18 protein-coding genes are annotated in these 21641 nt (G+C 34.5%); 14 read left to right on the forward strand and 4 right to left on the reverse strand.

Annotated elements, in window-relative coordinates; all coding sequences use genetic code 11:
• The first annotated feature begins 100 nt into the window (after positions 1 to 100).
• The 11 genes from BLV64_RS02870 (at position 101) to BLV64_RS02920 (ending at position 13233) form a co-directional block, all read left to right on the forward strand.
• Positions 101 to 4438 (forward strand): CusA/CzcA family heavy metal efflux RND transporter, encoded by a 4338-nt coding sequence (locus BLV64_RS02870; RefSeq protein ID WP_092132176.1) that lies wholly within the window; start codon positions 101 to 103, stop codon positions 4436 to 4438.
• 2 nt (positions 4439 to 4440) lie between these two features.
• Positions 4441 to 5607, forward strand: coding sequence for an efflux RND transporter periplasmic adaptor subunit (locus tag BLV64_RS02875; RefSeq protein ID WP_092132179.1), 1167 nt, complete (start codon positions 4441 to 4443; stop codon positions 5605 to 5607).
• Positions 5608 to 6321, forward strand: coding sequence for a VIT1/CCC1 transporter family protein (locus tag BLV64_RS02880; protein ID WP_092132181.1), 714 nt, complete (start codon positions 5608 to 5610; stop codon positions 6319 to 6321). It begins immediately after the preceding gene.
• Between the two features lie 15 nt (positions 6322 to 6336).
• Positions 6337 to 6834, forward strand: a complete 498-nt coding sequence (locus BLV64_RS02885) for a DUF2231 domain-containing protein (protein ID WP_092132184.1) — start codon at positions 6337 to 6339, stop codon at positions 6832 to 6834.
• Positions 6815 to 7417, forward strand: coding sequence for an HD domain-containing protein (locus tag BLV64_RS02890; RefSeq protein ID WP_092132186.1), 603 nt, complete (start codon positions 6815 to 6817; stop codon positions 7415 to 7417). Before BLV64_RS02885 ends, BLV64_RS02890 begins: the two co-directional genes overlap by 20 nt.
• The gene (locus tag BLV64_RS02895; RefSeq protein WP_092132189.1) at positions 7410 to 8102 is read left to right on the forward strand and encodes a Crp/Fnr family transcriptional regulator; all 693 of its coding nucleotides are present in this window, start codon (positions 7410 to 7412) and stop codon (positions 8100 to 8102) included. The genes BLV64_RS02890 and BLV64_RS02895 overlap by 8 nt, the downstream gene beginning before the upstream one ends.
• Before the next feature lie 74 nt (positions 8103 to 8176).
• Positions 8177 to 8617, forward strand: a complete 441-nt coding sequence (locus BLV64_RS02900; protein ID WP_092132191.1) for a thioredoxin family protein — start codon at positions 8177 to 8179, stop codon at positions 8615 to 8617.
• An 85-nt stretch (positions 8618 to 8702) separates the two neighbouring features.
• The gene (locus BLV64_RS02905) at positions 8703 to 9599 is read left to right on the forward strand and encodes an FAD:protein FMN transferase (protein WP_245705854.1); all 897 of its coding nucleotides are present in this window, start codon (positions 8703 to 8705) and stop codon (positions 9597 to 9599) included.
• Between the two features lie 11 nt (positions 9600 to 9610).
• Positions 9611 to 9808, forward strand: coding sequence for a DUF4266 domain-containing protein (locus BLV64_RS02910; RefSeq protein ID WP_373865839.1), 198 nt, complete (start codon positions 9611 to 9613; stop codon positions 9806 to 9808).
• Between the two features lie 115 nt (positions 9809 to 9923).
• A complete protein-coding gene (locus BLV64_RS02915) occupies positions 9924 to 11219 on the forward strand; it encodes a DUF3570 domain-containing protein (protein ID WP_092132440.1) in 1296 nt (431 codons plus the stop codon).
• Positions 11220 to 11319: 100 nt separating this feature from the next.
• Positions 11320 to 13233 carry a protein-disulfide reductase DsbD family protein gene (locus tag BLV64_RS02920; protein WP_245705855.1) on the forward strand — a complete coding sequence of 638 codons (1914 nt, stop codon included), beginning with the start codon at positions 11320 to 11322 and terminating at the stop codon, positions 13231 to 13233.
• Positions 13234 to 13350: 117 nt separating this feature from the next.
• Here the strand turns inward: BLV64_RS02920 and BLV64_RS02925 are convergent, their stop codons facing one another.
• The 4 genes from BLV64_RS02925 to BLV64_RS02940 form a co-directional block, all read right to left on the reverse strand.
• On the reverse strand, positions 13351 to 14682 hold the full coding sequence (locus BLV64_RS02925; RefSeq protein ID WP_092132197.1) for a tyrosine-type recombinase/integrase: 1332 nt from the start codon (positions 14680 to 14682) through the stop codon (positions 13351 to 13353).
• 324 nt (positions 14683 to 15006) lie between these two features.
• A complete protein-coding gene (locus BLV64_RS14825; protein ID WP_449374822.1) occupies positions 15007 to 15159 on the reverse strand; it encodes a transposase in 153 nt (50 codons plus the stop codon).
• Complete coding sequence (locus BLV64_RS02935) at positions 15156 to 16943, reverse strand: cation:proton antiporter (RefSeq protein ID WP_092132200.1); 1788 nt, start codon at positions 16941 to 16943, stop codon at positions 15156 to 15158. Before BLV64_RS02935 ends, BLV64_RS14825 begins: the two co-directional genes overlap by 4 nt.
• A 770-nt stretch (positions 16944 to 17713) precedes the next feature.
• Positions 17714 to 18457 (reverse strand): glycoside hydrolase family 25 protein, encoded by a 744-nt coding sequence (locus tag BLV64_RS02940; protein ID WP_092132202.1) that lies wholly within the window; start codon positions 18455 to 18457, stop codon positions 17714 to 17716.
• A 342-nt stretch (positions 18458 to 18799) separates the two neighbouring features.
• Between BLV64_RS02940 and BLV64_RS02945 the strand changes: the two genes are divergently transcribed.
• The 3 genes from BLV64_RS02945 to BLV64_RS02955 all read left to right on the forward strand — a co-directional run bounded on the left by BLV64_RS02945 (position 18800) and on the right by BLV64_RS02955 (position 21535).
• The gene (locus BLV64_RS02945) at positions 18800 to 19288 is read left to right on the forward strand and encodes a M23 family metallopeptidase (RefSeq protein WP_218138663.1); all 489 of its coding nucleotides are present in this window, start codon (positions 18800 to 18802) and stop codon (positions 19286 to 19288) included.
• A 376-nt stretch (positions 19289 to 19664) separates the two neighbouring features.
• The gene (locus BLV64_RS02950) at positions 19665 to 20249 is read left to right on the forward strand and encodes a YceI family protein (protein ID WP_092132207.1); all 585 of its coding nucleotides are present in this window, start codon (positions 19665 to 19667) and stop codon (positions 20247 to 20249) included.
• Positions 20250 to 20266: 17 nt separating this feature from the next.
• Positions 20267 to 21535, forward strand: coding sequence for a hypothetical protein (locus BLV64_RS02955; protein WP_245705856.1), 1269 nt, complete (start codon positions 20267 to 20269; stop codon positions 21533 to 21535).
• Positions 21536 to 21641 lie beyond the last annotated feature (106 nt).

Consider the following 21641-nt stretch of genomic DNA (forward strand, 5'->3'; position numbering starts at 1 on the left):
AGCTTTATTAGTAATCTTAAGCCAATCTTAAGAAACGGTTTAGGTGCTACTTAGATAGTACGTCTACATTTGGTTATTATTTCAATAAACCACCAAAAAAATGTTAGAACGCATTATTCAGTACAGTATTCATCACAAACTTATTGTGCTATTATTTACTGCAGGAATCGTCGGATTCGGCTTGTATTCCCTCTCAAATATTCCTATTGGAGCAGTTCCCGATGTAACCAATAACCAAGTACAGGTTATTACAACGTCTAGAAATTTGGCTACTGAAGATGTGGAGAAATTCTTAACCTATCCCGTAGAATTAGAAATGGCAAACCTGCCAGGAGTTAAAGAGATTCGTTCTATTTCTAAGTTTGGTTTATCGGTAGTTACGGTTGTTTTTGATGATGATATGGGAACGTATTTACCACGTCAACTTATTGCTGAAAAAATAAAGAGTGCCGAAGAAAAAATTCCCGCAGGTTTTGGCAAACCTTTTATGGGACCAGTTTCTACAGGTCTGGGAGAAATCTACCAATACGTTATCGATGTCGATGCAAACCACAAAGACCAATATTCATTATCCGATGTACGCACTATTCAAGATTGGGTCGTAAAACGTCAACTTTCAGGTATTCCGGGAGTGGTAGAAGTCAATACTTGGGGAGGTTATTTAAAAACCTATGAAGTTGCTGTAAACCCAGAACGACTGCGCGCAATGGACGTTTCTATTTTCGATGTGTTTACTGCGCTCGAAAAAAACAATAGTGTTGCTGGTGGCGGATATATTGAGAAAATTAATGAAAGTTATTTTATTAGAGGCGAAGGTTTGGTGTCATCAATTGAAGATGTTGAAGATATTGTTGTTATCAACAAAGGCGAAATCCCTGTGTATGTTAGGGACATCGCGACTGTTGGTTTTGGTCACGCCAACCGTTTTGGTGCCATTACAGGTAATGGCGAAGGCGAAAAAGTATTAGGGCAAGTAATGATGCTTAAAGATGCCAATTCTAATGCGGTTATTGAAGCCGTAAAACAACGTGTTTCAGAAATACAAGCCTCATTACCACCAGGTATTTCAATTAACCCATTTTTAGAGCGAAGCGAGCTTATTGGCAAAACGACTTTTACTATTGCTGAAAACCTGATTTTAGGTTGTTTGATTGTCATTTTTGTAGTGGTATTGCTTTTAGGAAACTGGCGCTCTGGTCTGGTCGTAGCTTCCGTAATTCCTTTATGTCTTCTATTTGCGCTGTCGCTGATGTACATTTTTGGTGTAGATGCCAATTTAATGAGTTTGGGTGCAATTGACTTCGGAATCATTATCGATGGTGCGGTAATTATTGTAGAATTTATTGCCTTTAAAATTACCAGTCAGCGAGCAAAATTATTAGCACTTCCTAAAAATGAAAGACAAGGATTGATAGATAGTATTACCTATCAAGGTGCAACCAAAATGATGAATTCCGCAGTATTCGGGCAATTAATCATCATCATTGTATTTATACCTATTCTATCTTTAGTAGGTGTGGAAGGAAAAATGTTCCGCCCTATGGCATTGGTGTTTTGTTTTGCGCTTATAGGTGCAATGCTGTTATGCTTTACCTACATTCCAGTAATGGCTTCATTGTTTATTAAACCTTCTAATACAGAAAAGAAAACCATATCATCAAGACTTATTACATTTTTAGAAAACAAATACCGACCTACCATTACTTGGGCATTGCGTAAAAAGACATTGGTATTAAGTATGGCTGTAGGATTGTTAGTCTTTACAGGATTTCTATTTACAAGAATGGGTGGCGAGTTTGTACCTACTTTAGATGAAGGTGACTTTGTGATTCAACCCGTTCTAAAAACAGGAATGTCATTAAGTAAAACGATTGAAGCCACTACCAAAATAGAAAAAATACTAAAACAGTTCCCTGAAGTAGAACAAGTGGTAAGTAGAATTGGAGCTGCCGAAGTGCCAACAGATCCAATGTCTATGGAAGAAAGTGATGTTATCATAAAATTGAAACCTAAAGGTGAATGGACTTCTGCTGAGTCTAAAGACGAATTAGCAGATAAATTTAAAGAAGCATTATCCAATGAAATTGCTGGTGTAGATTTTGAATTTACACAACCTATTGAAATGCGATTTAATGAATTGATTACAGGAGTAAGAGCAGATTTAGCTATCAAGGTTTTTGGAGAAGATTTAGATGTGCTTTATAGAAAAGCATTAGAAATAGAAAAGGCTATTCAAAATGTGGAAGGAGCAGCTGATATTTCTGTAGAGAAAACAGCTGGTTTACCACAAATGTCTGTAAAATATGACCGCCAGAAAATAGCTAAATATGGATTAAACATTGAAGACTTAAATAAAGTGGTAACAATGGGATTTGCAGGAATGCCTGCAGGAACTGTTTTTGAAGGCGAAAAACAATTTGATTTAGTATTGCGTTTTGATGCTGCTCACAGAAAAGATATTGAAAACTTAGAAACCGCATCGGTTACATTAACTAATGGTACTAAATTACCGCTTAGCGAATTTGCGAACATAAGCTACACCAAAGGACCAGCTAAAATTTCACGTGATAACACCAAGCGTCGTATCGTAGTAGGTGTCAATGTTAGAAACCGAGATTTAGAATCTGTTGTAAAAGATGTGCAAGTAATCATTGAAAGAGATGTTAAGATTCCAACTGGTTATTCTATAAGCTATGGAGGTCAATTTGAAAATTTAAGAACTGCATCAGCACGGTTAAAAGTAGCGGTACCCATTGCGCTAATATTAATTTTTGTGCTGTTATACTTCGCTTTCGATTCTGTAAAAGAGGCGTTAATGATTTATAGCGCCATTCCATTATCTGCAATAGGTGGCGTTATGCTTCTGTATATCAGAGACCTTCCTTTCAGCATTTCGGCAGGCGTTGGGTTTATTGCACTTTTCGGTATTGCAGTATTAAATGGTATTGTGTTGATTGAAGAGTTTAAAGAACTAAAAGCACACGGTGTCAGCAATATTAATAAGCGAATTTTAATGGGAACAAAAAACAGATTGCGTCCAGTATTATTAACTGCAGCAGCAGCAGCTTTAGGATTTTTACCTATGGCAATATCAACTTCCGCTGGCGCCGAAGTACAAAGACCATTAGCAACAGTAGTTGTAGGTGGATTAATAACTGCAACCGTTTTAACTTTAGTTGTACTGCCTATTTTATATGCAATGTTCGACAGAAAAGGACATCATCCTAAAATAAAAACAAAAGTGAATTTTAAGGCTCTAAGCATTATGCTTTTATTGTTTTTACCATTCTTTGGTAAGGCACAACAAAACCCAGTAAATGTTGAGCAGACTGTAAAAATGGCTATTGAAAATAATAATGGATTGCAAGCTTACGCGAAAAAGATTAATCAATCAGAACAGTTGGTAGGAAGTGCTTTTAATTTGGACAAAACACAAGTTTACTATAGCTATGACCAAAATAACATTGCCGAAAATGGTTTGCCATTAAAGGTGTTAGGCATTAGTCAATCACTTCAATTCCCAACAGTATATGGCGCACAGCGCAAAGTAGAAAAACAAAAAGTAGCATTAATAACGCAGCAGTATCGTCTAAATGAAAGAATATTGACTAAAGAGGTTAATTCAGCCTATTATAATGTAGTCTATAGCAATAATCTTGTGAGGCAATATGTCTATTTAGATAGCTTATATGGTCAATTTGCAAGAGCTGCTAAAAAGAGATACGATGTAGGGGAAACTAATTTATTAGAAAAACTAACGGCTGAAACCAAGCAAAAAGAAATCGCTATCGCACTTTCTCAAGCACGCGAAGACGTTTCTAAAGCCTACACAATGTTAAATCAATGGGTACAGACCGATTCAACAATTACGGTTTCAGAAGATGTGTTACCAAGACTGGAATTAAAAGAATTCAGTCTAACAGATCATCCTGGACTAATGTATTATAATTCAGCAGAAAACTTAGCTAAATCTTCTCTTTCATTAGAGCGACAAAAGCTTTTACCTGATTTACAATTATCAGTATTTCAAGGCACAAACAATGGTGTAGCTGCAAGAAATTATAATGGATTTCAAGTAGGTATTGCAGTACCATTATGGTTTGGAGCACATAAATCAAAAATCAATGCAGCTAAGACAGAAACATTGATTATTGCTAATGAATTTGAAAACTATAAAATTCAATTACAATCAAAATACGACGCCTTGCTTTCTGATTTAAAAAAGTTTCAAGAAACAGTTGATTATTATCAAAGTACAGGAAGAGATCTTTCTAAGCAATTAACAACAACAGCTTCAAAAGCGTTTCAAAATGGCGAGATAGATTTTTTACAATATGTGCAGCTTTTAGAGAGTGCAAAAAATATCGAAATCAACTATTTACAAAACCTAAATAATTATAATAATACAGTTTTAGAATTAAACTACTTAACCAATTAACGATGAAAAATACACGTAACACCATAGCTGATTCTATATACTTAAAAAGCTGTTTATTAGTAGTAATAATGGCTTTAGCCTCTTGTAATTCTAAAGAGAAAACCGAAGTTACCAATGCAGAAGCGACCACAGAGATTGAAAACACTGATGTAGTTTCAATAACAGAGAATCAGTTTAAATCTGGCGATATGCAGCTTGGCAAAATAACAATGCAACCATTTAATACGGTAGTAAAAGCAAACGGGATGTTTGCTGTTCTACCAGAAAATCAAGCAGATGTAAGTGCCTATTTTGCTGGTTATGTAAAAAACATTAGTCTATTGCCTGGAGATGTAGTAAAAAAAGGCCAGACCTTATTCACGATTGAAAATCCTGAATATGTACAAGCACAACAAGATTTTTTAGAAGCCAAAGGACGTTTGAATTATTTAAAGTCAGACTATGAGCGCCAAAAAGAATTGGTTGCAGATAACGTAACATCAAAAAAGAACTTCCTAAAGGCAGAGTCAGAATACAACGTGACGTTAGCACAATACCAGTCAATGAAAAAGAAGTTGAGCTTAATGAATATTAATCCAAATACCTTAACAGGAGATAATATTCGTTCTGTCATCAGCGTACCTTCGCCTTTGTCAGGTTATGCGACAACAATTAATGCAACAAAAGGGATGTATTTAAACCCTTCAGATGTTGCTATTACAGTTACAAATACTGATGATTTACACATAGAGTTAAAGATTTTTGAAAAAGATCTACCTATGGTAAAAGTAGGACAGCCTATTAACGTAAGACTTCAAAATGATACCGATAAAGTATACCGAGGAAAAGTACATTTAGTAAACAAGTCAATTAATACCCAAGATAGAACAGTAGATATTCACGGAGATTTAGTAAATGAAGCCGAAGCAAAACTGTTTGCACCAGGAATGTACATTGAAGGGGAAATTTTAACTACAACTTCAGAACATCCTGCACTTCCAGTAGAAGCTGTTGCAAATATTGACAATGATTACTTTGCTCTGGTAAAAGAAAGCGGTACGACTTTCAAGAGAGTTTTAATTAAAGTTGGTACTACCAATAACGGATTTATCCAAATTTTGAATAGTGATGATTTTAAACCAGATACCGAATTCTTGACCAAAGGAGCGTTCAACTTAATAACAGAATAGATGGAAGAGCAATCAGAAACATTGGATACATATTTAGACAACCACTACATTCACAGAAGTAATTGGTTAAGAGCCGCAGTCCTTGGAGCTAACGATGGTATTTTATCAACAGCAAGTATTGCAATAGGTGTTACAGCTGCAAGTGCTACCCGCGAGCCCATTATATTAGCAACCTTGGCAGGTCTTGTCGCTGGAGCTTTATCAATGGCAGCAGGAGAATATGTTTCAGTTAGCTCACAAACAGATGTTGAGAAAGCTGATATTGAGCGCGAAAAACAAGAGTTAAAAGATATGCCAGAAATCGAGCTACAACGCCTTGCCGAAATCTATGAAAAAAGAGGTTTGAAAAAAGAAACTGCTTTGACGGTAGCCAAAGAATTAACAAAACACGATGCCCTAGGCGCACACGTTAGAGACGAATTAGGAATCAATGAAATTAGTCAGGCTAAACCAATGCAAGCAGCATTTGCCTCTGGCGCTGCATTTACAGTTGGTGGCTTACTTCCTTTTTTAGTAACACTATTTCTTCCTCTAAATAGTATGGAATATTCGCTTTATGGTTTTGCGCTATTTTTCCTTATCGTTTTGGGAGCCTTAGCTGCAAAAACAGGTGGTTCAAGTATTATAAAAGCTATTATACGTATCACATTTTGGGGAACTGTAGCGATGGGTCTAACTGCATTAGTTGGACATCTATTTGGTGTAAACCTTTAAATAAAAAATAAAATTATGAACGACGCACATTTACATTTAGCAGTAAACCATCTTCCTATTGTGGGAGCATTAATTGGATTTTTAGTACTGTTAACAGGTTTTATTATGAAAAACCCACAAATAAAAAACACTGCATTAGGCATTTTTATATTTAGTGCTTTAACAGCGGTAGTAGCTTTTTTAACAGGAGAAGGTGCTGAAGAAATCGTTGAGAATTTACCTGGAATTAGCGAGACATTAATTCATAAACACGAAGAGCACGCGGAGCTGTTTTTGACAATGCTGTTAATTTTAGGAGGAGTTTCGATAACCACTTTGTTTTTGGAGTATAAAAAGTTGCCATTTTCAAAGTATGGCTTTGTTGTGATTTTACTGCTTTCCGTTACCTCAATAGGTATTTCTAAATATGTAGGAACAAGTGGTGGCGAAATCACTCATATCGAAATTAGAAGTGATGCAAATGTAATTCAGTTAGATTCTCATAATAAAGAAAATGACCACGATGACGATTGAAAATGTTTCTAAATTTTGTTCTGGTTTACTTACAAGTTCTAAATGCAAAGAGCTGCCATTTCACAATCTTGAGCATACAAAAGAAGTTGTTCAAAATGTAAAGTACTTATGTGCAGCAATGGATATCAATTTGGTAGAAACAGATTTGTTAATTATTGCAGCTTGGTTTCACGACACAGGATTTTCTAAAACATACAAAGACCACGAAGCCGAAAGTATCATAATTGCTAAAAAGTTTCTTTCCAGCTTAGGAATGGAAAGCGATAGCATTAACAGAATCTGTAATTGCATTGAAGCCACTAAAATGCCTCAAAGTCCAACAGATAGATTATCTGAAATTCTGTGCGATGCAGACATTTTTCATATAAGTAGCTCGCATTTCTTTTACAGAAAATTATTGCTTCGTAGAGAATGGGAGTTATTCTGTGATATTAAAACAACAAATAAAGAATGGCATTTATTGAATCTCAAATTTTTAAAAGAGCATCACTTTAGAAGTGATTATGGAAAGCAAACTTTAGAAATCGGCAAGCAGGAAAATCTTCATAAAGTTGAAAACATTTTAAACTATTTTAATGAATAATAATTTTCCATACTCAAAATACAATTTTAATAATCAAGATTTATTATCTGGGTTAACAACAGCTGAATGCGAGAGACTCACAGCTAATAAAGAAATACTGAACTTTAAGGCAGGCACGCAGATATTTAAAGAAGGTACAGAGCCTAAAGGTATTTATAGAGTACTATCAGGAAAAGTAAAGAAATATACTGCTACCAATTTTGGTACAGATCATATATTTTATATCTGTGGAGAAAACGAATATCTTGGGTATCACGCTATTCTAAGTGAAGAAGAGTATCCAGACTCTGCAACTGCATTATTAGATTGTGAAGTAGCATTTATTCCTAAAAATGATTTTTTAAACGTAGTAAGTACATCTCACCTATTATCGCAACGCTTGCTAAAGAATTTAAGCCACGAATTTGGAGTTTTTCTAAATGCAACTAAAATATTAGCACGTTACACGGTTAGAGAACGCACGGCAATAAATCTATTGATTTTACAAAGAAAATTCAGCGTTAAAGAGAGTCTTAAAGAAATTGAAATGAATAGAGATGATCTCGCGAGTATGGTGGGTACTGCTAAAGAGTCCTTGGTACGAATGTTGAAAGATTTTAAAGAAGAAAAGCTTATTTCTACTAAGGGTAGAATCATTTTTATTGAAGACCTTGAAGGGCTTGTAAAAGCAAGTAATTATAAATAAAATTGATAAATGTCAATGTAAGAATAAATAGCTTTTAACGTTAAACTAAATACCTTTACAGATTATAAATTATTATGAAAAAAAACATTTTTACATTACTTGTGCTACTATTAACTATTAGCGGAGTAACCGCTCAAGAATGGCATACGGATTTTGCAAAAGCAAAGAAAACAGCAACCGAAGAAAATAAACCTATAATTCTTGTTTTTCAAGGATCAGACTGGTGTGCGCCTTGTATAAAATTAGATCGTGAAATTTGGAGCACAGAAGCTTTTAAAAAGTACGCAACAAAAAACTATGTAATGCTTCAAGCAGACTTCCCAAGAAAAAAGAAAAACGCATTGAGTGAATCTCAAACTGCAGCAAATGCAAAATTGGCAGAGGCCTATAACAAAAATGGGATTTTTCCTTTCGTAGTTATACTTGACGCTAACGGAAAAGTATTAGGAGAAACGAGTTATAAAAAGACGACGCCAGAAGCGTACATTGAGGAACTAAACACTTTTACCAAGTAATTTGAAGAATCTAATCAATTTATCATTATTGTTCTTTTCAGTTGTCTGTATAGCGCAACAGCCATACAAACGTACACTCAAACTAATGGGTAGTCGTTTTGACATAACCGTAGTTGCAGAAAATGAAAGTATAGGAAATAAGTATATCGATACTGCTGTAGCCGAAATTACAAGAATAGAAAAACTGATTTCTTCTTGGGATACCAATTCTCAAACATCAGAAATTAATAGAAATGCTGGTATCAAAGCTGTAAAAGTAGATTCAGAATTGTTTCAATTAATTGAAAGAGCAATAGGTATTTCAAAATTGACAGATGGCGCTTTTGACATTAGCTATGCATCTATGGATCGCATTTGGAAATTTGATGGTAGTATGACAGAGATGCCTTCCGAAGAAAAAATAAAAGAATCTGTTGCTAAAGTTGGCTTTAAGAACATCATCTTAGATAAAGAAAATAGTACAGTCTTTCTCAAGTTAGAAGGAATGAAAATAGGCTTTGGAGCTATCGGAAAAGGATATGCGGCAGACAAAGCTAAGTCTTTGTTAATCTCTAAAGGAGTATCATCAGGCATTATAAACGCCTCTGGAGATATGAATACTTGGGGAAAACAACCTAGTGGTAAAGAATGGAAAGTAGCCATCACAAATCCAATGGATAAGGATAAGGTATTTGCGCTATTGCCTATTACAAATGGTGCTGTTGTGACCTCTGGTAATTACGAGAAGTTTGTAAAATTTAATGGAACACGCTATTCCCACATTATTGATCCTAGAACAGGATATCCATCTAGCGGAATTATAAGTGTAACAGTTTTTGCGCCCAAAGCAGAACTTGCCGACGCACTCGCTACGTCTGTATTTGTTATGGGTAAAGATGTAGGATTGAGCAGAATAAATCAGATGCCAAAGATAGAATGTATCATCATTGATGATAAAGGAAATATCTTCAAATCAGACAACATAAAAATAGACAAAATATGATAAAGAGATTAATGATAGCGGCAGTAATAGCTACCTGTTTAAGTAGTTGTGTAGTCGTAAAAGAATACGAAAAAGTAAATATCAATGATCCAGATATGGCATTGTCTGAAAAGAAGTGTGATCGTAATGTAACCACAGCACATTCCTATCGCGAAGCAGCGGTAGGTGCAAATGGAGGAAAAACTGGAGGAGGCTGCGGCTGTAATTAACTGAATTCCTTTTTTAAGAAGCAATCGGCACTTAAAAATGTGAATTGAAGTTATTCCGCTGTATAGCGGAATCTAATTAATACAACAAAACAATTTGAAAAAATTAATTTTAGTAATGTGTGTATTCGCTTTCGCGAAAGCGTACTCACAAACAGCACAAGACTCGACTAAAGTCTATAAAAAAAGAGTACTTGAATCTGTAGAAGTAGATTTCTTATCAAGTTATTACACGCAAGATGGAGATAATGCTGCCGTAAGTGGCGGTATTGGTACTGAAGAGTTGACAGACGTTACAGGTACATTTGTGGTTTCCATTCCATTAAATGATGACGATGTATTAACGATAGATGCAGGAGTTTCTGCATACACCTCTGCTTCTTCAAGTAATGTTGGACCTTTTGACGGTGGTGGACAGGCAGATCCTTTTCAAGCTTCATCAGGTGCGTCAAGCAGCGATTTATGGGCAAACCTAACAGGAAGTTACAGTCACAGCTCAGACGACAGAAATGATATCTGGTCAGCTAAACTATCTGTGTCTTCAGAATATGATTATTTTTCTGTAGGTGTAGGAGGTAGTTATACTAAGCTCTTCAATGAGAAAAATACCGAACTAAGTGTGAACGGTAATGTGTATATAGATACCTGGAATGCTATCTACCCTACAGAGTTAAGGCCTTTTGGCGAAGGAGGAAATGGTTTAAGTAACAGATTATTTACTCAAAACACGATTACTGGAAATACAAATTACGCACCGATTTTTACTGAGTTTGCAGATGAAGGGCGTAATTCATATTCTCTAGGTTTTGGATTCTCTCAAATTCTTCACAAGAATGTTCAAGGGTCTTTAGCACTTGATTTTGTTCAGCAGCAAGGTTTATTGTCAACACCATTCCAGCGAGTATATTTTGGAGATGTTGCAGACTCTTTTATTGAGAATTTTCAACTAGCAGATGCTATTGAACGCTTACCAGATTCTCGATTTAAAGTGGCAGCAGGTGGTCGCTTAAACTGGTATCTCAATGAAACCTTTACAGTACGTACTTTTTACCGCTATTATTATGATGATTGGGGAATTACATCGCATACCGCAAGTATAGAAGTGCCTATTAAGATAACAGATAAGTTTACGCTTTATCCTTCGTACCGATTCTATAATCAAACCGCAGCAGATTACTTTAGGCCTTATGAAGAAGCATTATCCACAGATGAGTTTTACACTTCAGATTATGACTTATCTGAGTACAGTGCAAATCAATTTGGCTTTGGAGTTTCTTACACAGACATTTTTGCGAAAGCGCACATCTGGAAATTGGGCTTAAAAAGTATAGACCTTAAATTCTATCAGTACGATAGAGATACAACGTTTAGCTCTAGCATCATTACCGCTGGATTTAAATTTGTGATGGACTAATTCAAAACCTCTTATTAAACTAATCTTGTTCTACTTTAACAGTAGGACAAGACCTTTACAGACTAATATAAAAAATTTAATTGTAGCTTTTGTCCTTTTTTTGAGCGGAATAAGCACGGCTCAACAAGGCGTTATAGATCCTGTAACTTGGGAATCTACTATTACTAAAATTTCAGACTCCGAGTACGATGTAATACTCACAGGATCAATTGATGACAAGTGGCACGTTTTTTCTCAATTTACAAGTGAAGATGGCTCATTGCCGTCTGTTCTTAGCTTTGAGCAATCAGAAGGCAACTATGAGCTACTGGGCAAAACAAAAGAGAGTGAAACTTTAAAAGCATACAATGATGTTTTTGAAGTAGAAGAAACTTATTTTCTTAAAAAAGCTCAGTTTACACAACGTATTAAAGTCTTAAATAAAGATATAAAGCAAATAACTATAAACTTAGACTATCAGGTTTGTAAAGAAGTTTGCATTAATAAAGAAGAGCAGTTTGTAATTAATCTTGATGGTAGTAAAGCAACGCTTGACAATGTGGTTTTAGATGAAAAAAGCAAAACACTTTCTAATAGCTTACTACTCGATTTAAAACATAAAGAACGCTTATTATCAGACTCAGAAGAGCTTACCTCAGACGGGAATTTGTGGAAGATTTTTGTTCTTGGTTTCTTGGGAGGTCTTGTTGCGTTACTTACACCTTGTGTATTCCCGATGATACCGCTTACAGTTTCATTTTTTACAAAGCAGTCAGGGAATAAAGCAAAAGGGGTTAGAAACGCCATTCTATATGGAGCCTTTATTGTTATTATTTATGTAATGCTTAGTATTCCTTTCCACTTTTTAGACTCTGTAGATCCAGAGATTTTAAATACCATTTCGACTAACATCTGGTTGAATGTTATCTTCTTTGTGATTTTTATATTCTTTGCTTTTTCATTCTTTGGCTATTATGAGTTAACACTGCCTAATTCTTGGTCTAATAAAATGGATTCTGCTTCCAGTACTGGAGGGCTTATCGGTATATTTTTTATGGCCGTTACATTGGCACTAGTTTCATTTTCTTGTACTGGTCCTATATTAGGTTCTTTGTTAGCAGGATCACTTACAAGTGAAGGAGGCGCATTTCAATTAACAGCAGGAATGACAGGATTTGGAGTAGCACTTGCACTGCCTTTTGCTTTATTTGCGCTCTTTCCTAATCTTTTAAAATCCCCGCCAAAGTCAGGTGGATGGCTAACAACTGTAAAGGTGTTATTAGGTTTCGTAGAGCTTGCATTAGCATTTAAATTTTTATCAAACGCAGATTTAGTGGCGCATTGGGGATTATTAAAACGAGAGGTTTTTATTGGTATCTGGATGCTTATATTCTTGCTAATGGCTTTATACTTTTTTGGAGTCATAAGATTCCCTCACGATGGTAAAAAGAAGTTTAGTTTCCCAAAAGTTTCGTTTGCAGTTTTAGTGGTAGCCTTTGTTATTTATCTTGGTACAGGACTTACTAAAAATTCACATCTTAAATTATTAGCAGGCTTTCCACCACCGACCTTTTATAGCCTTTACGAGCAAGAATCAGATTGTCCGTTAGGATTAGACTGCTTTAAAGATTTTGATGAAGGTATCGCTTTCGCGAAAGCAAACAACAAACCCATATTATTAGACTTTACTGGTTGGGCTTGTGTAAACTGTCGAAAGATGGAAGAAAATGTGTGGAGTGATCCAAAAGTATATCAGATTTTAAAAGATGAATACGTACTTATATCCTTGTACATAGATGATAGGAAAGAATTGCCAAAAGAAGCTCAATTTAGAATGAAGCTCAATGAAAATCATTTAAAAGATATAGAAACCATTGGAGACAAATGGTCAACGTTTCAATACCTAAATTTTCAAACTGCATCGCAACCATTTTATGTAACAATGACCTCTGACTTAGAAATTTTAAACGAAGCGAAACAGTATGCTGGGATTGATGAGTATTATGAGTGGTTAAAGGTTGGTGTTAGGAAGTAGAATTTTGTTTGCTTTTGTTATTTTAAGTTGTGCTATAATTATTTATCTATCACGTTTTTTATCAAATGCATAGGTTATGGTTTCGACATAAAATTATTTGTCGATAAAAACTATCACTCAAAAGTTAATAACACTATCCAATGCATCATCTGCATCCCTATGGATGAAGTTGGCCTGATAATTTATGGTGGTTTTCAAATCACTATGTCTGTATAGCTTTTGAAGCATTAAAGGGTGGATAGAATCCCCGGCAATATTACCAAAACTATGTCTTGCAATATGGTTTGATAGATTTTTTTCAATCTCGCACATCGTTGCAATTCGCTTTAAATATTTATTGAACAGTTTAGTGGCGTTTCTTGTTTTTTTAAAAATTTCTTCTTCATTCGAAACATTTACCTCTTTAAGAAATGGGAAGACATATCCATTATTATGATGTCTCTCTTTTTTATAAAAATTTAGAATTTCAGAAGCTTTATCAGGAATTTTAAGACTAACTGGTTTCTCATTTTTGTCCATAGTGTAGAGTAATCTGCTGTCTTTGAAGTCAGACCACCTCAATTTAACGGCATCTGATATTCTAATACCTGCAAAATAGAAAGCTGTAAGCCATACATTTTTAGTATGCCATATTGAGGTATATGGTTCTAATCTTAAAAGCTCTATCTGTTCAACTTCAGAGACAGTCAAACCTATTTTATGACTGTTCCCAATGCGTATTTTTTCTTTTTCCCCACCGAAAGGGTAGAATTTAGCATCAACTATTCCATCCTTTATAGCTTTATTAAATAGGGTGCGAATAAAAATAAGTTGATTTGTGATAGTACGAGATTTTTGATTAAGATATACGGAACAAAAATCTTTGTATTTGTCCAAGAATGATTCTGTTATATCTTGAAACTTTAAAGACTTATTCTTCTTAAAATACGTAACGGAATCCATAAATGAATGCTCGCCTTTACGCCCTTTACTGACACGCTGCTTTCTGCGTTCAAATATACCCTTTACGGCTAAATCTTTTTCTAATGAAATATTCAAGTTTAAAAACTCTTCCAAGTTATAAAGAATGGATAATTCAGATTTCGCAACTGAAAATACCTCACGTTCATATTTACGTTTGACTCTATCTGCGGCAAAAACAAAAAATGATTTAGAGCCACCAGCACCTTTCAATTTTTGCTTAACCTGTTTCGGTGTGATATTTTCTTTTGAATCAAAATAAATGTCATTTGTTTCGGTAAGTTTTTTTAAGAGAAAATTGTTAAGCTTTTTTGCATTAGGGTGCGTTCTTTTTACCCTTCCTGTGTTTTTGTCCCAATCTTTTTCAAGAACATATTGTCCTAACCATTTATAGTTGGTTTTGTAATTTTCACTAATACGTATAGCAAGAGGGATAGTGTTATCCTTTCTCATCATATTCTTTCGCAAAACTATCTTAATACTTGCCATAATCTTTTACCTTTGATTACAAAGATAATAAAAATATAAAAATGTTAGTACAGAATAAGTACAGAATAGTTTGATTTTGATTGTATGTAAATTACATCAATAATTATGTAAAGTGATGTATTTCATATATTTTAATATATTCTGATACATTTTAAAACACATTACCTTTAAGCTCATAACCCGAAGGTCACAGGTTCGAGTCCTGTTCCCGCTACTAAGTAAGAGTAATCAGAAATGGTTACTCTTTTTTTATGCAGGAAATTTAACTGTTTGGCAATTATTTTGTATTAAGAAAGGATCATGAATCATGACCAATTGTTGTGTTTATGCAAAAATTGTGGTCAGCCTATAAAGGAACAATTCTACATTTTTCACACCTCTGAACTGAGCTCTAAAAGCTTTTATTTTAGCATTAAATGATTCAGCGGATGCGTTTGTGCTTCTATTAATAAAGTGTTGTTTACAATGAGAGATTATTCAATGTAGATGACTTTTTCATTCATATCAATAGAATCATTATATCTATAAGGACGTTTCGTTCCTGAACGATCTACAATAACCAATGGTAACAATGTATTATTTTTAGATTCGTGAAATTTTACCCAATCTCGTGTATCTATTTGTTTTGTAATTGTAACTTCTACTTCTTTATAGTTTGAGTCTTGAACTTTTTGAATCCATGGCTGTATATCTACTTTACTAGAAAATAGGGTTGAGGCAGATGCCGAACTTAAAAGGTTAATGCTACCTCCCTCTCCTTTATTAGGTGAAATGACAATAAATTTTTCAGGTATAAATAAGATATCATTGACAAATTGAGATGCCAAAAGGTTTATTTCATTATTTACGGTTAAGGCTATAAACGTTCTAAAATCTTTAACAGAAGCTTCGTTTAATGTAGATTCCTCAAGGATATTTCCATGAACACAATCAAACCCTTGGTTTCTAGCATTTTCGCAAAGCCCTTTGTTGGCGTCAATAAACATCACTTTGTTTGCTTCTGCTAAATGCTTGCCTAATAATAAAGCTAGTGGATTCGCTCCTAGTATTATGTGTCCCTGTCTAGAGAATTGCTTAACCAATTCCCCTCGTTTTTTTAACCAATTTGTTGTCCAAGTTAAAAGAAGCGGAACGGAAAGTGTTGTTATAATCGCCATAAAGACAAGAATGGAAAAGATTTCTTGGGTAATAATGCCTTTCTGTAAACCAATACCCGCAATAACAATTTCTACCGCTCCACGTCCATTCATTCCTGTTCCAACAGCTAACCCTTCTCTCCAACCATTGCCACTCGGTAAATAAAATAAAACAGTACCTAGTATTTTGCCAGCAAAGGCGACACCAACAATTAATAGTAGCAGCTGTAAATCTGTTTTAAAAACATCTAAAGTGACGTGGAATCCTGCGGTAACAAAAAATATTGGAGCCATAAAACCTATGGACACATCATGAAAAACACGTGTAATGTCTTTAGTTATTTTATCATGAAAAACACCGTCTTTTATAAATACACCTGCTACAAATGCACCTAAAATACCGTGAAGACCTACAAGTTCGGCTAACTCCGAAAGACCAAAAACAATAAGGAGTAGTAATGTGAAATAGGTGGTTCGGTTTTCTATATTTCTGCTCGCCATCCATTTGCCAATTCTGGGAAGTATGTAAAGTCCGAAAGCCGTAGCAAACGCAAAGAACAGGATGATTTTACCAGCGATTAATAAAATCTCGGACATATTTACAGCGCCAACATCAATAAAACTAGACAATCCAGCAAAAATGATTAATGCCAAGGTATCCGAAATTAAAGCTCCTGCCATTAAAACATAGGCAATACGGGTATCTAATAACCCTAGGTCGACAAGAATTCGACTTTTGGTTGCTAGAGATGTAACACCAACCGCAATACCTACAAATAGTCCAGCCATACTTGTGCCACCAGTTAGTGTAACCACATAATAACCCAAAGCAAAAGGCACTACAAAACCTCCTATTGCGGCAAGAAGTCCTGCCCAAGACGCTTTTCCTAAATCTTTAAAATTTATCTCCATACCTATGTAAGCCATAAGCAAGATGACACCAGCTTCGGAGATTATTACCAAAGTACTAGAGGTCTCTACTAGACCAAGTAGCGATGGTCCGATTATAACACCTACTAAAAGTTCACCTAAAATTGCAGGATATCCTATACGTTTAATTAACGCACCAGCGCCCCAAGCAGAGAGTAGTACAATGAATAAGTTTAAAATGTCAAATCCTTCCATAAAAAGCGTATTTAATTGTTATGATGAATTTAATTAAATATCGGATATTTTTTTCAGAATCTCACAAACAAATGTTTATTAAGTAGTTATAGTTTTAAATGGCAATCGTAAATTTTGTTTTACAATAAATAAAACACCATCTCAAGATCTTATTTTGTATGAAATAATATTTAATTAAAAAATGGATTTGAAAGGCCGTTGGTTACACCGTATTATTTTAAGTCAGTGAATTTTTGGTAGTATATAAAAATTGTCTTTTGACTATTAAGACACAATTAAAAAGCCTATATCAACACTTTTTTTTAGTATATAGCGTTTTCCTTTATACGATTCTGTAGTGATTTCATGGTTAGAACTCTTAGTTAAGTGCTTAAAATTACTTTGTGAATGACGCTATCTATGGGCTTAGCCTCATTTAGCTTAACATACGCCTAAATTATTATAGAGCGACTAGACTAAAACTTTAAGTACTTATATTTGAGTATCGCTATCCGTCATAAAAATAACAATAATTGAGTTTAATATTTTTAATCTAAAACGCTGTGTTTCATTTTTGAAGGGAGAGAGTTTTTCAAATTGATAGATTTTAATGATGATGATAAAACTACCGAAGGTTACAAGTACAATTCTTATTCTCACTACTAAGCAAGAGTAATCAGGAATGGTCACTCTTTTTTTGTGCAGTAAATGGTTGCTTTTTCTGTTTTATAATCAGATCCAATCGTTATAATCATAAAACAAACCCTCTTTAAAGTTGCCTTTCTTTATCTCTATTTTTTAGCAGAACCAATTAAGTAATCGTTAATATTCAAACCATCTCTCAGTTTGTTATTATCTATTCTGCCAATCCCATTCACACGCCCTGAATCTGTGTATTGCCAAAAGGCATAATCACAACTTGGACTCTTATATAAATCTGAAATCCAAAACGTATAAGTATCAAAGTCTGACCCTAAGACTTTGTTTTTGTAATCACACTCACAATATATAATTGGAAACATTCCGTATTCTGCCTTTATCGCTTCGCAAAATGCTTTGATCTCACCAACTTTACTTTTGTATGATTTTCTACTTTTAATATACTCAACATCTAAAACAGGTATTAAATCGCTTTCTGTGAGTTCGGAGTGTTTAATAAAGTTTTCTGCTTGTGCTTTTCCGGGGGTGCTATAACTAAAAAAATGATAAGCACCGGTTAAAATGCCTTTCTGTTGAGCTTTCTTTTTATAGGCTTTGTATTTGCTATCTTGATGTGTAACACCTTCTGTAGATTTTAAGAATATAAAATCTGGTTTGTTTTCTGAAACTAAAACATCCCAGTCAATGCTTTTTTGATGATGAGAAATATCAATTCCCCATACGGCATCACTATTCTTAATAGATTTAGTTTTATTTCCATTATAAGACTTCAAAACGTGCTTTCCATACTGATAAATTTCGTGCTTCTTAGTGAACATTAAAACACCTGCCAACAGTAATATGAATGCAATAATTATTATTCGTTTTGTTTTCATACTATAAACTCATTTTTATTTTATCCTCTCACATCCGAATCAAGCAAGCTTGTATATGTAAGTCGTAAACGTGGAACTTCTTTTGTCTTTAATTAGCTAATATATCATTTTTTATATAAGCTTGTATGTGATGTTTATAATGTTGTAAGAGATTTGTATACATATATTTGTACCAAGTCTAGGACCATAAAGAGATTGCTTTTGGTTCCGAAAGGTGGTAGCTTTTATTCTATTTATAATATGGTTTTAATTTCCTAAATTTAGTGTTTAACCACTGTGTAATTTCTAGGGATTCCCTGTCTTTAAATTTAAACCATCCGATAAGTGAAAAAAAGCAACAAAATGTTACTGAGTATTTTAGTTATTCTAATTATAGGATTGCTGCTTCCTCAAAATCTTAAAATGCCAGTAAAAGGAGCTACTGCATCCGATTACCACGCCAATTCGTATTGGTATTACCCTTGGGGGAGATCAGTGACTCATAAGGGGGTAGATGTTTTTGCGGCCAAAGGCACACCGGTTACAGCTTCAACTTATGGTCTGGTTCTTTTTGCAGGAGACATTCCTGTGGGAGGGAAGGTCGTAGTGCTTTTAGGACCAAAATGGCGCTTGCATTACTACGCACATCTGGATGAGATAAATACAAAGCACTTTGCGCTTGTGAGTTCAAAATCTTTATTGGGAACGGTAGGAACTAGTGGTAATGCCGCCGGAAAAGCAGCGCATCTGCATTATTCTATGGTCACAGTTATTCCTTATATATGGCGAATAGATTCTGATCGCCAAGGCTGGAAGAAAATGTTTTATTTAAACCCTATCGTATACTTCTAAAACTAATAGTCGTTTCCCTTTATCCGCCTCTTACAATAGGTTGCCTGTTAAAGCGAACTATAGCGATTTACAAAAGGACTGGGACTTATGGGCTGCCATAAAAACAAGTTACAAGGCGATACGAGTTTTACCTTATAAATTTTTATGAACCCATTAAAATGGATCATCTAGATTAGCATTGGTATATAAGTTTAGCTTCTTATTTTCTTTAATTATCTAACCTGTAATTAAACATAAACGGCTTCTTAAGGTTAAAAAAAACAAGTTTATAAATTATTATTTCTTTTCTGATTAACAATCAATAAAAGGTGATTTAAGTCATGTTTTAGATGAACTCTTTTATTGAACTTTGCAGTATAATTAAAATATACTTGTTATGAATTACACTAAAAAAATCGGATTAACAGCGCTAAGTTTTTTTGCGTTTTTATTGCTATCAACCCAAATGGGGTGGTCTCAAGAATGGTCTCTTGTTAATGCAGAATCGTCTTTAAAAGTTTCAGGGACATCTAGTTTACATGATTGGACAATTGATTCCGGAAAGCAATCGGGAACTTTGGTTTTTAAAAACCTAGAAACTGGAGAAATTGAAGGGTGTTCATTATCAGTTAAAGTGGAAGGACTAGAAAGCGGAAAACGTGCGATGAACAAAAACACCTATAAAGCATTAAAACACGATACTCACAAGAACATTACGTTTAATGTGGTAGATGTTTTAGAAACAACGGCACAAAGCGATAATTCATTCTTAGTTAAAACTAAAGGAGATTTAGTAATCGCAGGCGTAAAGAAGCGAATTACCTTGAACTTCACACTGATTAAAGAAGGGAGTTCAGCTACTCTAAAAGGAGAGAAGAAAATTAATATGACAGATTTCAATATTGATCCTCCTACAGCATTATTAGGTACGATTACAACTGGTGACGCTATTACCATTACGTTTAAAACAAAATTTAAATAATTCTAAACTAAAATATTATGAATAAAACAATGAAACCTATAGCTCTATTTATGGCCCTACTTGGAGGGTACGGCTTATTTGCTCAAGATAGACATCTAGATAACTACAGACAACCAGATAAAAATGGTATTAATGTTTTCGAAAGTCCAAAAGACACAGTCTCTACTTTTAATGGTGTAAAAGTTAGAATTGGTGGAGCCTTTGCATTACAGTATCAGGCTTTAGATAATGAGAATTCTGGAATTACTCCTATTAAAGAGGTGGGATACAATTTTAACTTAGCAACAGCCAATTTAGATTTAGATGTTGCTCTGCATGATGGTGTAAATTTACACTTGAGAACGTACTTGTCTTCTAGACACCACCATGAACCATATGTAAAAGGAGGGTATTTACAAATTGATAAGTTAGATTTCATAGAAGAAGGCTTCCTTAGCGACGTGATGAAAAACGCTACGGTTAAAATTGGTCATATGGAAAATAACTATGGGGATGCCCACTTTAGAAGAAGTGATAATGCGCAAACCTTGTTTAATCCTTTTGTAGGGAATTTAATTATGGATGCTTTTACAACTGAAGTTGGTGCTGAAGTTTACTATAAAACTGAAAGTGGATTCTTAGGAATGTTAGGGTTTTCTAATGGTAAATTAAATCAAAAGGTGGTAAAAACAGGATCTAATACCGGTGGCGCTGCTTTCTTAGCTAAATTAGGATATGATAAGCAAATCAACACCGATTTAAGATTTAGATTAACAGGGTCGTTATACAACACAGGTTACGCACCAAGTGTATACTTATATAATGCGGATAGAGCAGGGTCAAGATATTATGATATCATGCAAAATGCTACTGCTGCTAACGACGACTTTAGATCAGGACGTTTTAATCCCGATTTCACTAATAAAATTACAGCAGTTATGATAAATCCATTTGTTAAGTATGGCGGATTGGAATTCTTCGGAACTGTAGAAATGACTTCAGGAAGAAGTATGGCGGAATCAGAAAGAAGAAAAACACAACAGTATGCTGGAGAACTTGTTTATAGATTTGGGAAATCTGAAAACTTATATGTTGGAGGACGATATAATACTGTAGATGCAGAATTGATGGGTGGTGATGAAGTTACCATTAACAGACTTCAAGCTGGTGCAGGTTGGTTTATGACCAAAAATATATTAATGAAAGCAGAGTATGTAAATCAGACTTATAATGATTACGCTGTAGGAAGTATTCTTGATGAAGGTGCTTTTAAAGGGGTGATGGTAGAAGCCGTAATTAGTTTCTAACCGGAACATAAATAATTAAAGCAAGTCTCAAGGGGGTGAAGTTCTTTTTAGGAAAAACTTGACGTACTTAGAGACTTGTTTTATATTGTATAATACCAAAGACTTT

Source organism: Bizionia paragorgiae (assembly GCF_900107625.1).
GTDB classification, from domain to species: domain Bacteria; phylum Bacteroidota; class Bacteroidia; order Flavobacteriales; family Flavobacteriaceae; genus Bizionia; species Bizionia paragorgiae.